This is a genomic window from Burkholderia sp. Bp8994 (assembly GCF_003853805.1).
In the GTDB taxonomy this organism is placed as follows: Bacteria; Pseudomonadota; Gammaproteobacteria; order Burkholderiales; family Burkholderiaceae; genus Burkholderia.
Map to the genome: position 1 here is coordinate 1 of NZ_QTQH01000015.1, position 19,549 is coordinate 19,549.

Below are 19,549 nucleotides of genomic sequence, written 5' to 3' on the forward strand. Positions count from 1 at the left end.
TTCAGGCGCACCGCTTCTTCCACCGCGATTTCGTCGAACGGGTTCATCGACATCTTCACGTTCGCGATGTCGACGCCGGTGTTGTCCGACTTCACGCGGACCTTCACGTTGTAATCGACCACTCTTTTCACCGCGACGATTATCTTCATGTATCTTCCGTTCAGTCTTTTCGTAGAATCCGACCAGCATTCAGTACGCCTGCCGGATCCAGCAGGTCCTTGATCGCCTGCATCAACGCAATCTCGTCAGCAGAACGGCTATGGTGCAGAAAGTCTCGCTTCACGACTCCGATGCCGTGCTCAGCAGAGATCGAGCCGCCCACGTCGGCGACTGCCCGGTAGACGAGATCTTCAACGCGATGCAGGTCGTCCGGGCTGTCGTGGGGACCCGAAAGCACGTGAAGATTTCCGTCGCCGATATGGCCGAAGAACAGGTGACGTTGGCGCGCAAACTGCTGCGTCAGCGCTTTGCGCGTCGAATCAACGAACCGCTCCATTGCTGCCATCGGAACGCCAACATCGAAAGCGGCATGCGGCTTGAGGTGCGCCAGCAGTTCGCCTATGGCTTCGCGATAGGCCCAAAGCCGCTGCGCGTCGTCGATCGATTGGGCTACGACGGCATCGGTCGCGAGACCGTGGTCGAACGCATTGGCCAGAAACTCCTCGAGTTGTCGCCGTTCGTCTGCTTCGTCGGTACCGAGCGTCTCCAGCAATGCGTACACCGGCGCGGGGGCATCGAAGGCTGGCCGCAACTCGTGGACTTCGCGAGCGGCGGCCATGAAGTCGTCCCACATGACCTCGAACGCGGAGAGGCCCGGCAGTGTGGCGCGAGCGTCGCGTATGAGCTGCGTTGCGGCGTCAAACGACGGAAGCGCACAGAGCGCAGTGCATGCGCTCGTAGGCAGCGGAGAAAGCTTGAGGACGAGTCTGGTAATCACGCCCAAAGTACCTTCGCTGCCGATGAACAGGTGCTTCAGATCTACGCCGGTTGTGTTTTTCGTGACGCGATTGAGCATGCTGAGCAGACGCCCGTCGGGCAACACGACTTCGAGGCCAAGCACCATATCGCGCATTGTGCCGAACCGGATCACACGGTTACCACCAGCATTGACAGCGGCGTTGCCGCCGATCTGGCATGAACCGCGAGCGCCGAGATCGAGCGGAAAGTACCAGCCTTGTTCTTCGACGCGTTGCTGCAATTCTTCGAGAACGACGCCAGCCTGCACGGTGGCGGTGCCGCCTACGGCGTCGATTTCCTCGATTGCATCGAGCTTCGATAACGAAAGCGCGATTTCCCCTTCGCGCGGCGTCGCGCCACCGGCGAGACCCGTCAAGCCGCCTTGCACGACAGCACGGCGACGAAAGCGGCTGCAGATCTCAAGTGTCGCCGCCACCTGTTGCGGCGTGCGCGGGAACACGACGATGCCCGGCATGCAATGTGGTGCTTCACTCCAGTCGCCGGCGTGAGCCGACGCGACAGACGAGTCGAGCACGACCGAGCTGTCGCCGAGCGTGCTTTCGAGCGCCGCGACGAATAGGTCGACAGGCTGTTCGATGAACGGAGTCATTGAGTATGTCCGATGTTGAGTTGCCGATCCCGCCCGGCATTGCGCGGCATCGCAGCGACGATGCCGGCCGACAGCAGCAGAAACACTGCGGTGACGTAAAGCGCGACGCTCGCGCTGCCCGTGCGGTCTACGATCCAACCGATCATGTAAGGGCTGACGAACCCGGCAAGGTTGCCGATCGAATTGACCAGTGCGATGCCAGCGGCCGCAGCAACCCCACCCAGCAACGAAGTTGGAATGCGCCAGAACACAGGCGCAAGGCACTGCAATCCCATGCAGGCAACCGTCAGCGCCACAAGCGAAACCACCTGCTGGCCGCTGTACAGCGCACTCGCGACGAGCCCGAGAGCCGCGGCAGCGCACGGTATGAGATAGTGCCAGCGATGCTCACCGCTTCGATCCGCGCTACGCCCGACCACCAGCATCGCGCCGATGCCGAACGCGTATGGAACTGCCGACAGCAGGCCCACATTCAGCGCAGACGCGACGCCCATGTGTTTGATGATCGACGGAAGCCAGAAACCGAAACCATACTGACCCATCGCGGCACCGAAGTACGCGAACGCCAGCAGCCATACTGCGGGCCGACGCAACGCTTCGGAAAGCGATACCGTTTGTTTGTTCTTCGACTCTGCTTCGATGTTTGCAATCAGCCGGACGCGCGCTTCGTCGTCCAGCCACTTCGCGTTGCGGATACTGTCGTCGAGATAGAACAATGCAGCGATACCGACAATCAGCGACGGTACGCTCTCGAGCACAAACAGCCATTGCCACCCGGATAAACCAGCCGCGCCGTGAAACGTCGACAGAATCCATCCTGAGAGAATGCCGCCGCAGACGCCGGCGATCGGAATGGCGGTCATGAATGTTGCGATCACGCGGCTTCGGCGCTTCGCTGGATACCAATATGTCAGGTAGAGGATGATCCCAGGGAAGAAGCCCGCTTCGGCGGCGCCAATCAGGAAGCGGATCACATAGAAGGCCGTCGTCGTGTGCACGAATGCCATGAGGCCCGTCAGCACGGCCCAGGAAATCATGATTCGGGCGATCCAGCGGCGTGCGCCGACCCGATGCATGATCAGATTGCTCGGAACCTCGCATACGAAATACGCGAGAAAAAAGATTCCGGCGCCGAAACCGTAGATCTGCTCGCTCCAGCCCAGCTCCGACACCATCTGCAATTTCGCGAACGCGATGTTGACGCGATCGAGGAACGCGATGACGAAGCACAGGCAGAGGAACGGCACAAGCCGCCAGGTAACGATCGAGTAAGCGCGTTCTTCGAGCTGTTCCTCCTGCTCGAGGTGCGCGGTGAATGATTGCGCCACAGTGTGTCTCCTGAGTTGGAATAGTCGGTCTTTGTGGCGAAAGTTTGCGTCGGGCTATTCAATAAGACAAACGATGATTTCTGACCTATTATCGAGAAAAACTGTTCAATGGAGGGGGCATGTCCGGGGCCAGATTCACGCCGAGGCAGCTTGCTGCTTTCCTTGCCGTGGCGGATGTTCGCAACTTTGCGCGAGCTGGCGAGCGCCTGAACTTGTCGCCGTCCGCCGTAAGTCTGCTGATTGCGGAACTCGAAAGCGGTGTGGGATTTCGCCTGTTCGATCGCACCACGCGTAGCGTGGCACTGTCGCCGGCCGGCCGGGAGTTCGTCGTTCACGCGAAGAGCGTGATGAGGAATATCGAACTGGCTCAGGCCGCGGCGGACGATATACGGAATCGCGCCGCAGGGATCGTTCGGATTGCAGCTCCGCTTGTAATCGCGACGACGATGATGCCCACTGCGATTAAGAGATACGGGCAAACGCATCCCAAGGTGGTGATACGGATTCGGGATGCGGCAGTCGATAACCTTGTAGACATGGTTGCCAACGGAGACGTCGACCTCGGAGTCGGCCCCGATCAGACGGTCGGTGATGACGTGGCGCGTATCGAACTGTTCAAAAGCCCCTGGGTGCTCTGGTGCGCGCCGGACAATCCTCTCTCTAAACGTGGACGGATTACGTGGTCCGACCTGCGAAAGCAGCCGGTTGTCGCGGCGGGTCGAGACTATGAACGTAACGTTTCACTCATGCGCGCAGGCGTCGCTGACGACGAGCGTATCGCGCCTATGGACGTCGTCGACAACATCAGCACCGCTCTTGGGATGGCAGCGGTTGGACTTGCGTTGACGCTGGCGCCGGCGTATGTCGGCCTGCTGGCGCGACCGCTTGGTTTGGTTATGCGCCGGATTGTAGAGCCGGAAGTCATGCGCCAAGTATGTCTTTACCATTCGGCAAGCCGCGCGGTCTCGCCAGCCGCTGAGGGCTTCCGTCAATACCTTGTAGACTCGTTGAGTGGTATGGAGTCGCTTGGAATAGCTCGGCGACGCGTCAAATGTTGATCCAGTGCTGTCGCACGGGTACGTCCGTCCAACGTGCCGATTCGAAATCGGAGCCACGATGTGAATTTGGGAAAATGTCGCGAGCTTCGGTTGTCCGGAATGTATCGATACAAGGTTGATCCGCGCTCGAACAGCCGCTCTTGGATATCACGCAGGCTGAGCTGAAACCTGTTGACCGAACGACAACCCTCCATGCTGTCCCAAAGCAGGATCGGGAAACCGGGATAGGGCCGGCTGCTGATGAGGAGTCGCTGGTCGCGGAGTTCAGCCGCATTCAGGTTCTCCTGGCGATCAGCAAGGACGAAGGCTGTCGATTCGCGGTTGCATGCGCCCTACCTGAGAATCGAAGCTGCGGCCATCCAAGCGTTGCGTTCTCCGCCGTCGCATGTATCATTCGCCCTTCCTCAAGATATTCATCAGTCGCCTACCTCTAAGTGGCTGATAAATATGCATAATTCCTAGCCTATGCAAAGTTCCTGAACAAACCGCGCCATGGAAACTTACGACATCGCCGTGATCGGCGCGGGCGCCGCCGGGATGATGAGCGCCGCGGTCGCCGGGCAACTCGGCCGCCGCGTGGTGCTGATCGACCATGCGCCGCGGCTCGCCGAGAAAATCCGCATCTCGGGCGGCGGCCGCTGCAACTTCACGAACCTCCATGCGGGTCCCGACAACTACCTGTCGTCGAATCCGCATTTCGCGCGCTCGGCGCTTGCGCGCTACACGCCGCGCGACTTCCTCGGGCTGCTCAAGCGTCACCACGTGACCTGGCACGAAAAGCACAAGGGGCAGCTCTTTTGCGATCACGGCAGCGACGCGGTCATCGACGTGCTGAAGCATGAATGCGACGCGGGCGGCATCGCCTGGCGCCGGCCGGTGGTCGTCGACGCGGTGCGCCACGCGCCGTCCGACGGCTTCACGCTCGACACGCAGCAGGCGGGGCCGATCCGCGCACGCGCGCTGATCGTCGCCACCGGCGGCCTGTCGATCCCGAAGATCGGTGCCACCGACTTCGGCTACCGGCTCGCGAAGCAGTTCGGCCACAAGCTCGTCGATACGCGGCCCGCGCTCGTGCCGCTCACCTTTGCGTCGCAGGACTGGGAGCCGTTCGCGGCGCTGTCCGGCGTGTCGCTCGAAGTGCGCGTGTCGACCGGCGACAAGAAGCGCGGCGGCGAATTCGTCGAGGACCTGCTGCTGACCCATCGCGGCCTGTCGGGCCCGGGCATCCTCCAGATCTCCAGCTACTGGCAGTCGGGCGACCCGATCCGTATCGACCTGCTGCCGCAGCGCGACGCGGTGGCCGACCTGCTCGACGCAAAGCGCACGTCGAAGCGGCAGATCGGCTCGCTGCTCGCGGACTGGGTGCCGTCGCGCCTCGCCCACGTCTGGCTCGACACGCACCGCGTCGCGGCCGACGCGCGGCTCGCGGACCTGCCCGACAAGACGCTGCGCCAGATCGGCGACGCGCTGTCCGGCTGGACGCTGACACCGAACGGCACCGAGGGCTACAAGAAGGCCGAGGTGACGAAAGGGGGCGTCGATACGCGCGAACTGTCGTCGGCGACGATGATGAGCGCGCGGGTGCCGGGGCTGTTCTTCATCGGCGAGGCGGTGGACGTGACGGGCTGGCTCGGCGGTTACAACTTCCAGTGGGCATGGGCGTCCGGCACGGCGGCCGGGCAGGCTGCGGCGGAGTTCTCGCGCGGCGCCTGACACGGCTGCGCGCCCTGCCGTTGACGGGACCCGGCCCTTATGTCTTTGCACGACGCTCTGCTATACTCGTAAGTCTTCCCTGCAAACCTTTATTCGTGTCGGATCATGACGATCATTCGCGTTAAAGAAAACGAGCCGTTCGAAGTCGCCATGCGTCGCTTCAAGCGCACGATCGAGAAGAACGGTCTGCTGACCGAGCTTCGTGCGCGGGAGTTCTACGAAAAGCCGACCGCCGAGCGCAAGCGCAAGAAGGCTGCTGCGGTGAAGCGTCATTACAAGCGGATTCGCAGCCAGACGCTGCCGAAGAAGCTGTACTGAACGATTGAGCGCCGCGCGGTTCGCTGAGCGGCGCACCGGCGACCTCCGCACGATCGGCCTCGTTCCGGGGCCGCGAGTCGCCGATGCCGGATTCGAGCAACCCGCTTGAGACTTAGTCCCAAGCGGGTTTTTGTGTTGACGCCCGTTCGCGGGCGTCGAAGTCACGTTTCCATCCCGGGTGCAAGATGAGTTTGAAAGAGCAGATCAGCGAAGACATGAAGGCCGCGATGCGCGCGAAGGAAAGCGAGCGTCTGGCGACGATTCGCCTGCTGATGGCCGCGATCAAGCAGCGCGAGGTCGATGATCGGGTGACCCTCGACGACGCGGGCATCACCGCGGTGATCGACAAGATGATCAAGCAGCGCAAGGACTCGATCAGCCAGTTCGAGGCCGCCGGCCGCGACGATCTCGTCGCGAAGGAGCAGGCCGAACTGACGGTGCTGGGCGCCTACATGCCCGCGCAGCTGTCGGACGCCGAAGTGGCCGCCGAAGTCCAGGCCGCGGTCGCGGCAACCGGCGCAGCCGGCCCGCAGGACATGGGCAAGGTGATGGGCGTGCTGAAGGGCAAGCTCGCCGGCCGCGCCGACATGACGGCCGTTTCCGCGCAGGTCAAGGCCGCGCTGTCGAAGTAAAACCCGCTTCCCGGCGCGTCGCATGCGCGTGCGCCGGGGCGTCGTATTGTCTTTTTTTCGCTCGATCCCACGGTGATTCCGCATTCGTTCCTGCAGGATTTGCTGAACCGCGTCGATATCGTCGACGTGGTGGGCCGGTACGTGCAGCTCAAGAAGGGCGGCGCCAACTTCATGGGGTTGTGCCCGTTCCATAACGAGAAGAGCCCGTCGTTTACCGTCAGCCCGACCAAGCAGTTCTATCACTGCTTCGGCTGCGGCGCGCACGGCACGGCGATCGGCTTCCTGATGGAGCATGCGGGGCTCACGTTCCCGGAAGCCGTGCAGGAGCTCGCGCAGTCGGTCGGGCTGACCGTGCCGCACGAGCCGTCGATGCGCGGCGGCGGCGGTGGAGGCGGCGGCGACTATCCGGCGCCCGTGTCGAAATCGGTCGCGACCGCGCTGTCCGACGTGATGGCCGCCGCGTGCGACTACTACCGCAAGCAACTGCGTGGCGCGACCGTCGCGATCCAGTACCTGAAGAACCGGGGCCTGACCGGCGAGATCGCCGCGCGCTTCGGGCTCGGCTATGCGCCGGACGGCTGGCAGAACCTCGAAACGGCGTTCCCGGACTATCGCGACGACTCGCTCGTCGAATCGGGGCTCGTGATCGTCAGCGAGAAAACCGACGCGCAGGGTGTGGCGCGACGCTACGACCGGTTCCGCGAGCGGATCATGTTCCCGATCCGCAACGTGAAGGGGCAGGTGATCGGGTTCGGCGGACGCGTGCTCGGCAGCGGCGAGCCGAAGTACCTGAATTCGCCGGAAACGCCGCTGTTCAACAAGGGCAGCGAACTGTACGGGCTGTTCGAGGCGCGCCTCGCGATCCGCGAGCGCAAGTACGTGCTGGTCGTCGAAGGCTACATGGACGTCGTCGCGCTCGCCCAGCTCGGCTTCCCGAACGCGGTCGCGACGCTCGGCACGGCATGCACGCCGATCCACGTACAGAAGTTGCTGCGCCAGACCGACACGGTCATTTTCAGCTTCGACGGCGACTCGGCCGGCCGGCGCGCGGCGCGCCGCGCGCTCGAAGCGTGCCTGCCGCATGCGGCGGACAACCGGACGATCCGATTCCTTTTCCTGCCGGCCGAGCACGATCCGGACAGCTATGTACGCGAATTCGGTGCGGACGCGTTCTCCGAGCAGGTCGAGCGCGCGATGCCGCTGTCGCAATTTCTGTTGAACGAAGCAATCGCGGGCAAGGCGCTCGATCAGCCGGAAGGTCGCGCGAAGGCGCTGTTCGACGCGAAGCCGCTGTTGCAGGCGCTGCCGGCGAACGCGTTGCGCGCGCAGATCATGCACATGTTCGCCGACCGTCTCGATATCCCGTTCGAGGAAGTCGCGGGATTGTCGGACGTCGATGCGCGCATCGCGGCGCCGCCGCGCCAGGCGCCCGCGCGCAGCGAGCGGCGGCGCGTGACGGACAGCGAAAAGCGCGCGTTGCGCACGCTCGTGATGCATCCGCGGATCGCGTCGCAGCTCGACGACGAACAGCTTGCGACCCTGCGCGCGCTGCCGCGGATCGGCGAGCTGTTCGCCGAAGTCGTCGAGCATGCGCGTGCGCTGGGTGACGGCGCGGAGTTCCGGCTGCTGTCCGATGTCCTGCGGACCTCCTCGAACGGCGCGACTTACGAGGAAATCTTCCGCGAAATTCTGGACTATGATGAAAACGTCCGCGATTTGCTGTTACAGAATCCGGAAGACGAGACGGTGCCCGAGCGGCAGCGTGAACAGGAACGGATCGCGGGGGAGGAACTGCAGGCCGCGGTGCTCAAGATGCGCTATGACGCCTGCTGCGACCGGCTCGATCGGCTGGCGCGGCAATCGACCTTCACACCCGAGGAACTGGCCGAATTGACGGAATTGAACCAGCAGCGAACCGACATGAAACGTCGGCTCGGGCTGTAGGCGGCCGGGGCGCTGAGAGAGGGCGCCCCAGCGTGCTATAATATAAGGTTTCCAGCGGTTTGTTTTCTAAGCAGAGGCGAGATTCGCGATGGCAAAGACGACAGGCGGAAAGAAAGCAACAGGCAAGGGCTCGACGGAGCCGACCACCAAGGTCACAGCGGCCAAGTCTGCTTCTTCCACCAGGACAACGTCTTCAGCCACGTCAGCCCCTGCAGGAAAGAAAACCGCGGCCGGCACTGCTCAGGCTGCGCCGGCGCCGGCAGCCAGAACACGGGCTGCCGCCAGACCCGACTCCGGGCCGGCCCAGCCGGCGGCGAAGCGGGCAAGTGCGAAAAGCGCAAGGGACACGACTGCCGCCGCGGACGAAACGGCAGTACGTACTACTCATGCACCTACGGTTCAACCGGCTGTCGTCCAGCAGCCGCGAGTCGATATAGCCGGTACGGCGAACTCCATGACCAAAAAGCTGAACGAAGTATCCGTCGATGACGACGCAAATCAGAGCGACGAGCAGCCCGCAGCCGCGGCTGCCCCGGGCAAATCCAAGGTGCGCGATCGTCGCGCCAAGGAAAAGGCGCTGCTGAAGGAAGCGTTCGCGACGAGCACGCCCGGCACGGCCGAGGAGCTCGAAGAGCGCCGCGTGAAACTGCGCGCGCTGATCAAGCTCGGCAAGGAGCGCGGCTTCCTCACGTATGCCGAAATCAACGACCATCTGCCGGACAACTTCACCGAGACCGAAGCCCTCGAAGGCATCATCGGCACGTTCAACGACATGGGCGTGGCGGTTTACGAGCAGGCTCCGGACGCGGAAACGCTGCTCCTGAACGACAACGCGCCGGCCGCGTCGTCGGACGATGAAGTCGAGGAAGAAGCGGAAGTCGCGCTGTCGACCGTCGATTCGGAATTCGGCCGCACGACCGATCCGGTCCGGATGTACATGCGCGAGATGGGCACGGTCGAGCTGCTCACGCGCGAAGGCGAAATCGAGATCGCGAAGCGGATCGAGGACGGCCTGCGCCACATGGTGATGGCGATTTCCGCGTGCCCGACGACGATCGCCGACATCCTCGCGATGGCCGAGCGCGTCGCGAACGAAGAGATCCGCGTCGACGAGCTCGTCGACGGCCTGCTGGATCCGAATGCTTCGGACTCCGCCGATACGGACGGTTTCTCCGCGAAGGAAGCGGAAGCGATCGAGAACGAGGACGAGGAAGCCGAAGAGGAAGAGGAAGAAGAGGAAGAGGAGGAAGACGACGGTGCCGCTCAGGCGTCGGCCAATGCCGCCCAGCTCGAAGCCCTCAAGCGTGCCTCGCTCGACAAGTTCTCGCAGATCAGCGAGTGGTTCGACAAGATGCGCCGCGCGTTCGAGAAGGAAGGCTACAAGTCGAAGTCCTACCTGAAGGCGCAGGAAACGATCCAGACCGAACTGATGACGATCCGCTTCACCGCGCGTACCGTCGAGCGTCTGTGCGACACGCTGCGTGCGCAAGTGGACGAAGTGCGTCAGGTCGAGCGTCAGATCCTGCACATCGTCGTCGACAAGTGCGGCATGCCGCGTTCGGAATTCATCGCGCGCTTCCCCGGCAGCGAGACGGATCTCGACTGGGCCGAGAAGATCGCGGCCGAAGGCCATGCGTACAGCGCGGTCCTGTCGCGTAACGTTCCGGCGATCCGCGAGCAGCAGCAGCGTCTGATCGACCTGCAGGCGCGCGTCGTGCTGCCGCTGAAGGACCTGAAGGAAACCAACCGCCAGATGGCGGCCGGCGAACTGAAGGCGCGTCAGGCGAAGCGTGAAATGACCGAGGCGAACCTGCGTCTCGTGATCTCGATCGCGAAGAAGTACACGAACCGCGGCCTGCAGTTCCTCGACCTGATCCAGGAAGGCAACATCGGCCTGATGAAGGCGGTGGACAAGTTCGAATACCGTCGCGGCTACAAGTTCTCGACCTATGCGACGTGGTGGATCCGCCAGGCCATTACGCGTTCGATCGCGGACCAGGCGCGCACGATCCGTATTCCGGTTCACATGATCGAAACGATCAACAAGATGAACCGCATCTCGCGGCAGATCCTGCAGGAAACCGGTCTCGAGCCGGATCCGGCAACGCTCGCCGAGAAGATGGAGATGCCGGAAGACAAGATCCGCAAGATCATGAAGATCGCGAAGGAGCCGATCTCGATGGAAACGCCGATCGGTGACGACGACGATTCCCATCTCGGCGACTTCATCGAGGACAACAACACGGTCGCGCCGGCGGATGCCGCGCTGCATGCCAGCATGCGCGACGTCGTGAAGGACGTGCTCGATTCGCTGACGCCGCGTGAGGCGAAGGTTCTGCGGATGCGCTTCGGTATCGAGATGAGCACCGATCACACGCTCGAGGAAGTCGGCAAGCAGTTCGACGTTACCCGCGAGCGGATCCGTCAGATCGAGGCCAAGGCGCTGCGCAAGCTGCGTCACCCGAGCCGTTCCGACAAGCTGAAGTCGTTCCTCGAAGGGAACTGATTTCCAGCGTCTCACTTGCGAACGCCGCCGGTATCCGCGTGATGCCGGTGGCGTTTGTCCTCTTTAGCGGCTTTGTTGTTACAATGCCGGCCCGGCTTCGTTGCCGGGGTGGCGTGTAGCACAGGTTGCTTCCCGTCTGGGCCCCTAGCTCATGCTTGGTTAGAGCAGCGAACTCATAATTCGTTGGTGCCGGGTTCGACTCCCGGGGGGCCCACCAGATTCGCTTTGTTCGAGAGTTTCCACGCGGTGCAACCGACCGCGATTGGACGCGAAAAGCCGGCCCGGTGGGCCGGCTTTTTCGTTTCCGGGCTTCAACGCGTCGGACCCGGGCAATCCATGGCTCCGGACTACCCGAACGGGTAGGGACCGTTCGTGTTCCCCATCCCTAAACTGCCTTCCCGAAGATTTCGCGGCGAGCGATCGCTTGTCTGCGTATTCGACGACAGACCGGTGCGCATCGAAGCCGACCATCGGCATACGCAGGCGAGCTCGACGCACTCGCTACCACCTATAATCCGAGCAAGCGCGCCTCCTTGTACGGCACGGTCGCACACGTGGACAACAGCAAGAACGGTAAATTCCCGGTGTTTGCGACGGCTCGCGATTCCAGCTTCCAGCTCGCCGACCCGTCCGAACATGGACGAAGGGCAAACCGGCGCGTACGTCGGGATGATGCACGTCTTCTAAAGCAACAGGCCGTTTCGCGGAGCGTTTTCCGCACAGCCGGCCACTGCGGGCACAGCGCAGTGGCTGGACGACTCGCCGGTGTTCGCGCGGGCGAGCCTCGCCACAGGCATCGCGTGACAAGCGATGCTGGCGCCGTCCTCAAAAGAAGGTTGAGATCATCATGACCAGATCAAGCGAATCATCATCGCCGGGGTTCATCGGCGTCGTAACGCTCCTGTTTATCGCGCTTACATCGCTCTTTCTGCTGATAGGCGGCGCGTACTTGCTCTCGCTCGGTGGCTCGGCGTATTACGTCGTGACCGGCGTCGTGCTGCTGGCAGTGACGTGGCTGCTGTATCGCCGCAGTCCCACTGCGCTCGTGCTCTACGCGCTCGTGCTCGGGGGCACTGCCATCTGGTCGCTGTGGGAGTCGGGTCCCGACTTCTGGGCGCTCGCGCCGCGCTCGGGGGTGCTCGTCGTGTTCGGCGTGTGGTTGCTGCTGCTCGTGAGCTGGCGTCTCGACGCGCCACGCAAGTTCGGCGTGCAGTCGCTCGTCGGCGCGCTGGTGATCTGGGCGGGCGTGCTCGTGTACGCCTGCTTCAACGATCCGCAGACGGTCAATGGCACGATGGCTTCGTCTGTCGGTTCGCCCGCCGCGAACGCCAACGGCATCGACGCCTCGGACTGGCCCGCGTACGGCCGCACTCAGGAAGGCACGCGCTACGCGCCGCTGCAGCAGATCACGCGGGACAACGTGAAGAACCTGCAGGTGGCCTGGACGTTCCGCACGAACGACATGAAAGGCCCGAACGATCCGGGTGAAATCACCGACGAAGTCACGCCAATCAAGATCGGCAATCTGCTCTACCTGTGCTCGCCGCACCAGAAGCTCTTCGCGCTCGACGCACAGAGCGGCGCGCTCAAGTGGACCTTCGATCCGAAGCTCAAGACCGATCCGTCGTTCCAGCACGTGACTTGCCGCGGCGTGTCGTATGTCGATCTGACGGCGAGCGCCGATGTATCGGCAACGGCTGTTCCGGCTAGCGACGCTGCTGCTTCGGCGCCGCAGGCCGCCGCACCGGCAAGCGACGCAGCCGTATCGGCTACGGGGGCGTGCTCGCGCCGTATCTACCTGCCGGTCAACGACGGCCACCTGTACGCGCTCGACGCACTGACGGGCGAGCGCTGCGCGGGCTTCGGCAGCAATGGCGACCTCGATCTCCAGCATGCCATGCCGGTCACCACGCCGGGTATGTACGAGCCCACTTCGCCGCCGGTCGTCACCAGCAAGGTGATCGTCGTAGCGGGCGCGGTGGAAGACAACTTCTCGAATCGGGAACCGTCGGGCGTGATCCGTGGTTACGACGTGCGCACGGGCCAGCTCATGTGGGCGTTCGATCCGGGCGCGAGTGATCCGAACCATATCCCGGGCCCGGACGAGCACTACACCTGGAACTCGCCGAACTCATGGGCGCCCGCCGCCTACGACGCGAAGCTCGACATCGTCTATCTGCCGATGGGCGTGCGTACGCCGGACATTTGGGGCGGCGACCGTACGCCGGAGATGGAGCGATACGCAAGCGGCCTGCTCGCGCTGCACGCGTCGACGGGCAAGCTGGCCTGGTTCTACCAGACCGCTCACCATGATCTGTGGGACATGGACATGCCGTCGCAGCCGACGCTCGCCGACATCACGACCAAGGACGGCAAGACCGTGCCGGTCGTGTACGGGCCGGCCAAGACCGGCAACCTGTTCGTGCTCGACCGCCGCACCGGCGAAACCGTCGTGCCGGCTCCGGAACTGCCGGTGCCGCAAGGCGCCGCGCCTGGCGACCGTACTTCGCCGACGCAGCCGTTCTCCGAACTCACGTTCCGTCCGAAGAACCTGCTCACGGACAAGGACATGTGGGGCGCGACGATGTACGACCAATTGGTCTGCCGCGTGATGTTCCACAAGCTGCGGTATGAAGGCACCTTCACGCCGCCGTCGCTGCAAGGCACGCTGGTGTTCCCGGGCAACCTGGGCATGTTCGAGTGGGGCGGCATTGCGCTCGACACCGATCGTCAGATCGCCATCGCCAACCCGATTGCGCTGCCGTTCGTGTCGCGTCTGATCCCACGCGGTCCGGGCAACCCGATCGAACCGGCATCGGGTGCCAAGGGGAGCGGTACGGAATCGGGTATCCAGCCGCAGTACGGCGTGCCGTTTGGCGTGACGCTGAACCCGTTCCTCTCGCCGCTTGGCCTGCCCTGCAAGCAACCGGCATGGGGCTACATCGCCGGTATCGATCTGAAGACCAACGAGATCGTCTGGAAGAAGCGTATCGGCACGGTGCGTGACAGCTCGCCGATCCCGCTGCCGTTCAAGATGGGGATGCCGATGCTGGGCGGCCCGATGATCACGGCCGGTGGTGTGGCGTTCATCGGCGCAACGGCGGACAACTACATCCGCGCGTTCGACGTGAACGACGGCAAGCAACTCTGGGAAGCCCGCCTGCCGGCAGGCGGCCAGGCCACGCCGATGAGCTACTCGATCAACGGCAAGCAGTACGTCGTGATCGCCGCAGGCGGCCACGGCTCCTTCGGCACGAAGCTCGGCGATTACGTGATCGCTTACGCGCTGCCGAACTAACACGCGTTGCTGTTCGCACGGAGCGCCGGACAGAGGTATCGCTGCGCACGGTCCGATCCCCGAAACGGCATGCGTGGCATGCCGCTTTTTTTCCCGCTTTCTGGCGACTCTTTGGCCTTCGGCAAAATCTCGAAACCCGCGACGCCGCAAGGCCTCGCGGGTTTTTCTTTTGCGCGCCGCCTGAACGTGGCGAACGTGTCGAACGTGTTCACGTCCGTGTCGCATGTCGTATCGCCGCCACCGGGAAACACGGAGCGCGTGCCGTCCCGATGTCAATCGAAGTATGCTGTGGCGCGACCGGCGCGCGCGCTCGGGATTCGTCCAGCGCGCGGACCGGGGATCCGCGCCGCGCCCCGTCCGGCAGCCAGAACAAACACAAACAGACTTCGCCCGACCGTGGGGGTGGCCATCATGATCATGTTGCGTTCGTGGAGTGCGATTCTTGCGTTGCTGATGCTTGCCGCGTGCGCCAGCCTGCCGCCGCAGGCTGATCGTGCGCCGACGCATGCGTTCTCCGATACCGAGAACACGCGCCTCGGCGCGGCGTTCCGCCAGCAGGCCGCCACCCATCCCGGGCAGGATGCGTTTCATCTGCTGCGCGACCCGGTCGATGCGCTCGACGCGCGCGTGCTGCTCGCCGATCGCGCGGACCGCTCGCTGGACCTTCAGTACTACATCTGGCACGACGACCTGACCGGACACGAGCTCGCGGATGCGATCATCCGCGCGGCCGATCGCGGGGTCCGCGTGCGCGCGCTGCTCGACGATCTCGGGACGAACGCGGACGACCGCAAGCTGCTCGAGATCAGCTCGCATCCGAACATCGAGATCCGGCTCTTCAATCCGGTCGCCACGCGCCACTTCAAGAAGATCGGCACGGTGCTCGAGTTCTCGCGGGTCAACCGGCGCATGCACAACAAGGCGATGATCGCGGACAACCAGGCGGCGATCGTCGGCGGCCGCAATATCGGCGACGAGTACTTCGGCGCGTCGTCGATGCTGGAGTTCGGCGATCTCGACGTGGTCGTGCACGGCCCGGTCGTGAACGACATCTCGACCGAATTCGATACGTTCTGGAATTCGCCGTATGCATATCCGGTCGATGCGCTGGTCGGGCACGACGCGGCGCCCGGCGGCCTCGACCGGGAGCGCGAACGGCTGCGCGATTACCTGCGCGCGATGGAGGACAATCCGTACGTGCTCGAAGCGCGGCAACGGCTCGACCAGATCGTGCACGGGCAGGGGACCGAGCTGTCGTGGGGGCAGGCGACGGTCCTGTACGACGATCCGGCGAAGATCGCACGCTCGCCGAAGGACAGCGACGGGCACCTGATGCCGCAACTGCGCGCACTCGCGCTGCGGCCCGAGCAGGAGCTGCTGATCGTGTCGCCGTACTTCGTGCCGGGCAAGGACATGGTCGAACGGCTGCGTGCGCTCACGGCGCGCGGCGTCCGAGTGACGATCCTGACCAACTCGCTCGCATCGACCGACGTCGCGGCCGTGCATGCCGGCTACCGGCGCTATCGGCGCGATCTCGTCGAAGCCGGCGTGCGGCTTTACGAGCGACGCCCGTCCGGCGACAAGAGCATCTCGAAGCAGGTCATCATCGGCTCGTCGCGCGCATCGCTGCATGCGAAGACGTATGTGTTCGATCGCAAGAGCATCTTCATCGGGTCGATGAATCTCGACCCGCGCTCGCTGAACCTCAATACCGAGATCGGCGTTTACTGCGAGAGCCCGGCGATTGCATCCGAAGTCGCGATGGATCTGGAGCCGCGGCTCGATCGAATCGCGTGGCGCGTCGAGTTGCGGACCGATCCGGCCGGGAAAGGGCGCCTCAAGTGGATTCAGACCGACGCGGACGGGAAGGTGACCGAACTCGATCACGAACCGGAAGTGTCGGCGGCGCGGCGCATGGAAGTGTGGTTTCTCGGCTTGTTTCCGATCGAATCGCAGCTGTGATTTCGCCTGCGCGCGACAGCCGCGGGCGACGTGTGCCGACGGTCGTCGTCGATCGGGACGCGCCGCATGCACAGCCGCCGACACGGTTCCGGGTGCGCGCAACGACATGCACCCGGAACCGCACCTCATCGCACGATCAGCGCGCGAAATCCGCCGTGCTCTGGATGAACGCGTTCAGCTTCGAGATGTTCACGCTGCCGAAGCCCGTCGTCGCATCCCAGCCGGCCTTCGCCTTGTAGCCGTACGTGCCGCTGCCGTTGTTGCCGGACGTCACGTCGTGCAGCAGCGCCGCATTGCTCGGAAAGTACTTGTAGATGCTCGACGCCGGGAACCCGAGCGCGTTGTTGTTCGCCGATTGCAGCCGCGCCCAGATGCCGGTGAAGATCGGCGCGGCGAGGCTCGTGCCACCTTCGTTGTTCAGGTAGCCCGAGCCCCACAGCGTGTCGGACGTCTGGCCGTTCACCACGAGGATCGCGCCGGTGCGCAGGTCGGCGTCGAAGCCGACGTCCGGTAGCGCGCGCTTGGTCGACCCGGTGAGGCTCGACGATTGCCACGTCGGCGCAGCTTCGTACTTGCTGTAGCCGCCGCCCGTCGACCACACGGTGCCCGGCTGCCAGCTCGGATCGTTCCAGACGATTTCGCTGTTGTACGCATTGGTCGACGTGGTGGTGAACAGCGTCGTGCCGCCCACCGCGATCACGTACGGCGACGTCGCGGGCTCGCTCACGGTGTAGGTCGAGCGCGACGGCGTGCCGCTCGCGCATTCGTACGCGCCGTGGTCACCGGCCGACACGGAGAAGGTTTGCCCCTGCGCGACGGCCTGCTTGAAGATCGTGTCGTCGGTCGCCTGCGAGCCGGTGCTGTACGAGGACGATTCGCACACGCCGAGCGACACGTTGATGACTTTCGCGACATTGTCGCTCACCGCCTTGTTGTACGCGGCGGTGATCGCCGTGAGCGTCATCGAGGGTGCCACGTAGAACACGACCTGCTTCACGCTGCCGCCGGCGGCGCCGACGATCGACTGGCTGTCGAGGTTCCATTCGACGGTGCCGGATGTATCGGTGTACGAACTGCCTGACGGACCCGTCGGCACGACGCTGCTGCTGATCGTGCCGAGACCGTTGTTCGCGGCGAACGTGTTGAGGTCGCTGACGGTCTGCGACAGGTCGCCTTCGGCGATGATGCCGACCGTGGTCTGCGAGGCCGTCGGCGTGCCGTCGCCGCCGTAGAGCGACGAGAATTCCGTCGGGTTGTGCGGCACCGCGGATGCGCCCGCGGGGATCGTCAGGTTGCTGGTGTTGCCTTGCGGCTTGCTGCCCGCGCCGGTGTGCATGAGTTCGACGTTCTGCAGGCCCAGCACCGCGCCGACGATGCCGCCGATCGCGTTCGGCACCTGCGCGGCATCGGTGTTCGCGTAGACGCTGCGGCCGTTGCGCGTGAAGCGCTTGAGCGTCGTGCGGAACGCCGACTTGATCGTTGCCGCGGTGCCGGAGGCGGACACGAGCAGGCGGTTCGGCGCAACCACGATGTTGACGAAGCCGGCCTGGCGCAGGTGCGCGACGACGGAGGCGACCTGCCGGTCGGTCGGCGCGTACTGCGCGGCGAACTGCGCCGGCGTGAGGAACTGCTTGTAGTGCGGCGAGCCGGGCGTATGCAGGTCGTGCAGGTACTGGTCGAGTTGCGCTTCGTTGCGCAGGTTCAGCCCGAGCACGATGTCGACCGATTCGCCGGGCGCCATCTCGGTGGCAGCCGCGGCAGCGGCGGCGGTGCTGGCCGCCGGCGCGCCGGCGGTACTGCTGCTTTCACCTTGCTGGACGAGCGGCAGGAAGCCCTTGGTGCGCGTTTCCGTCCAGCCGGCGGCCGGTGCGGCATGGACGCTCGCCATGCCGAACGAAGCGGCTGCCGCGGCGGCGAAGGCGAGCTTGACGAAGCGGATGTGCTTTTGTTTCTTGTCTGCAACCTGATTCATGTTGAATTACCCCTCCGGTTGAACATCGAACGGCACGAACAACGACGGTCGACAGCGGCGCGGATCGTGCGCCGCCGATATCCGCCGCGCTCGCGCGGATGGCGCGGACGCGACGGGGCCTTTCGCCCGATCCGCAAGGGTGGTGATTCTCCGGGGGCGAAATGCTGGAATGCTCGGCAATGGAGGCGCTGCGCCGCGAAGCAGGCGGCCGCGCCAGCGGGTTTGATGCAGGCGGGATGACTAGAGCAACAGTTTCGGTGTCCTGCTCATTCGGTTCGGTCCTTCGGCCTGCTGCCGGACGGCAGCTGCCCAATCAATTGCATCGGGATGTTGCATGCGCCAACGGAAGAAGAGGCGGTCGGCGGCGAGAACGTCGGTGCGGCGCAAGCGCAATGCGTCGAGCGGAATCGATTGCGTGGTGGACAATCCGTCAGATTGCTTGAATCGGACGGTATCAAGAACGAAAGTTCGGTGTCAAACTTTTTCTGATTATATGAAACAAAATTAAATTGAATAAGCTGAAATAATTTTGAAAAGTTGTGGGGTATTTTGTAATTTTCAAGGGCGCTGTCGGATGTAATGCCGGATCGGCGCGCCGGATAATTGACGATTCCATTCGTAATGAGCGAATGGTTGTGGAGGAAACATTCGAGCCGTAGACACCGGCTGAGCCGGTCACGCGTCGCGCAGCGCGCTCGCCGGCGAATGCGTAACGCAATCCGGTCTGCCATTCGCACGGAAACTTCAACGGCGCTCCCGTCGCCGAAGCTCGAGCTTCGGCGTGTCGTGCCGCTCGACGGCCTGCAGGTCGTCGACGAGCCGGAACAGGCCGTCGATACAGTGCAGCAGGCGTTCGTCCGGCGCGTCGCCGCTTGCCGACGCAAGTGTCTTGATCTCGTCGAGCCGCGCTTCGAGTTCCGCAAGCGGCGCGCGCACGATGCAGTCCGCATCGGCGGGCGAGGTCGTTTCGAAGGTAATTGCGTGCTTGAGGCGAACGGTCATGGCATTGAAGTCCTCGATGAATTGCGACATGGCGCTCGGGCAACCGTCGCGGTAAACCGCGCGCACCGAAAGATCGTCGGCGGCGATCCGGCCGGCAGCGTGCGCGGCGGTGAGCGGGATGCCGGCGCGACGCCGGCCGCGCCGGCGAACGCAGCGAAGCGCGTTCGGCGCGCGAAGAAAACCGCCGCGCGTTGAGCGCGGCTATCCGTCGTTCGTTGGCGCGCGCACGGCGCGACCGGCGGTGGTCGC

Annotated in this window: 14 protein-coding genes, 1 tRNA gene and 1 pseudogene; 10 read left to right on the plus strand and 6 right to left on the minus strand. The window is 64.0% G+C overall.

All coding sequences use genetic code 11. From position 1 onward, the window contains the following. From DIE04_RS17605 to DIE04_RS17615, 3 genes and pseudogenes are all read right to left on the minus strand, one after another. Nucleotides 1-149, minus strand: a pseudogene (locus DIE04_RS17605) (electron transfer flavoprotein subunit beta/FixA family protein); the annotation flags it as partial. Nucleotides 150-160: 11 nt separating this feature from the next. Then, entirely contained in the window at nucleotides 161-1,567 is a 1,407-nt protein-coding gene (locus DIE04_RS17610) for an FAD-binding oxidoreductase (protein ID WP_124521298.1), read from the minus strand. Beyond that, complete coding sequence (locus tag DIE04_RS17615; protein WP_124521300.1) at nucleotides 1,564-2,895, minus strand: MFS transporter; 1,332 nt, start codon at nucleotides 2,893-2,895, stop codon at nucleotides 1,564-1,566. The genes DIE04_RS17610 and DIE04_RS17615 overlap by 4 nt, the downstream gene beginning before the upstream one ends. Nucleotides 2,896-3,014: 119 nt before the next feature. On the opposite strand from DIE04_RS17615, the gene DIE04_RS17620 reads away from it, so the two are divergent. From DIE04_RS17620 to DIE04_RS17665, 9 genes are all read left to right on the plus strand, one after another. Then, nucleotides 3,015-3,953: a LysR family transcriptional regulator gene (locus DIE04_RS17620; protein ID WP_124521302.1), complete on the plus strand. Its 939-nt coding sequence runs from the start codon at nucleotides 3,015-3,017 to the stop codon at nucleotides 3,951-3,953. A gap of 492 nt (nucleotides 3,954-4,445) precedes the next feature. Next, the gene (locus DIE04_RS17625; RefSeq protein WP_124521304.1) at nucleotides 4,446-5,666 is read left to right on the plus strand and encodes an NAD(P)/FAD-dependent oxidoreductase; all 1,221 of its coding nucleotides are present in this window, start codon (nucleotides 4,446-4,448) and stop codon (nucleotides 5,664-5,666) included. Nucleotides 5,667-5,771: 105 nt separating this feature from the next. Then, a complete protein-coding gene (gene rpsU / locus DIE04_RS17630; RefSeq protein WP_006479415.1) occupies nucleotides 5,772-5,984 on the plus strand; it encodes a 30S ribosomal protein S21 in 213 nt (70 codons plus the stop codon). Between the two features lie 185 nt (nucleotides 5,985-6,169). Further along, nucleotides 6,170-6,616, plus strand: a complete 447-nt coding sequence (locus tag DIE04_RS17635; protein ID WP_059524656.1) for a GatB/YqeY domain-containing protein — start codon at nucleotides 6,170-6,172, stop codon at nucleotides 6,614-6,616. Nucleotides 6,617-6,688: 72 nt separating this feature from the next. Then, nucleotides 6,689-8,560 (plus strand): DNA primase, encoded by a 1,872-nt coding sequence (gene dnaG, locus DIE04_RS17640; RefSeq protein WP_124521306.1) that lies wholly within the window; start codon nucleotides 6,689-6,691, stop codon nucleotides 8,558-8,560. An 88-nt stretch (nucleotides 8,561-8,648) separates the two neighbouring features. Then, nucleotides 8,649-11,066 carry an RNA polymerase sigma factor RpoD gene (rpoD, locus tag DIE04_RS17645; protein WP_124486422.1) on the plus strand — a complete coding sequence of 806 codons (2,418 nt, stop codon included), beginning with the start codon at nucleotides 8,649-8,651 and terminating at the stop codon, nucleotides 11,064-11,066. Between the two features lie 138 nt (nucleotides 11,067-11,204). Continuing rightward, nucleotides 11,205-11,283: transfer RNA gene (locus tag DIE04_RS17650), tRNA-Ile, on the plus strand. A gap of 630 nt (nucleotides 11,284-11,913) precedes the next feature. Then, a complete protein-coding gene (locus tag DIE04_RS17655) occupies nucleotides 11,914-14,364 on the plus strand; it encodes a glucose/quinate/shikimate family membrane-bound PQQ-dependent dehydrogenase (protein ID WP_124521308.1) in 2,451 nt (816 codons plus the stop codon). Between the two features lie 411 nt (nucleotides 14,365-14,775). Next, entirely contained in the window at nucleotides 14,776-16,326 is a 1,551-nt protein-coding gene (locus DIE04_RS17665) for a phospholipase D family protein (protein WP_124521310.1), read from the plus strand. 136 nt (nucleotides 16,327-16,462) lie between these two features. On the opposite strand, the gene DIE04_RS17670 is transcribed toward DIE04_RS17665, so the two are convergent. The 3 genes from DIE04_RS17670 to DIE04_RS17680 all read right to left on the minus strand — a co-directional run bounded on the left by DIE04_RS17670 (nucleotide 16,463) and on the right by DIE04_RS17680 (nucleotide 19,300). Continuing rightward, on the minus strand, nucleotides 16,463-18,298 hold the full coding sequence (locus DIE04_RS17670; protein ID WP_124486419.1) for a protease pro-enzyme activation domain-containing protein: 1,836 nt from the start codon (nucleotides 18,296-18,298) through the stop codon (nucleotides 16,463-16,465). A 240-nt stretch (nucleotides 18,299-18,538) separates the two neighbouring features. Beyond that, nucleotides 18,539-18,724 carry a hypothetical protein gene (locus tag DIE04_RS17675; protein ID WP_124521312.1) on the minus strand — a complete coding sequence of 62 codons (186 nt, stop codon included), beginning with the start codon at nucleotides 18,722-18,724 and terminating at the stop codon, nucleotides 18,539-18,541. A gap of 318 nt (nucleotides 18,725-19,042) precedes the next feature. After that, nucleotides 19,043-19,300 (minus strand): hypothetical protein, encoded by a 258-nt coding sequence (locus tag DIE04_RS17680; protein ID WP_124573156.1) that lies wholly within the window; start codon nucleotides 19,298-19,300, stop codon nucleotides 19,043-19,045. Between DIE04_RS17680 and DIE04_RS17685 the strand changes: the two genes are divergently transcribed. After that, nucleotides 19,280-19,495 (plus strand): hypothetical protein, encoded by a 216-nt coding sequence (locus tag DIE04_RS17685; RefSeq protein ID WP_124573158.1) that lies wholly within the window; start codon nucleotides 19,280-19,282, stop codon nucleotides 19,493-19,495. The genes DIE04_RS17680 and DIE04_RS17685 overlap by 21 nt on opposite strands. The last annotated feature ends 54 nt before the right edge of the window (nucleotides 19,496-19,549 follow it).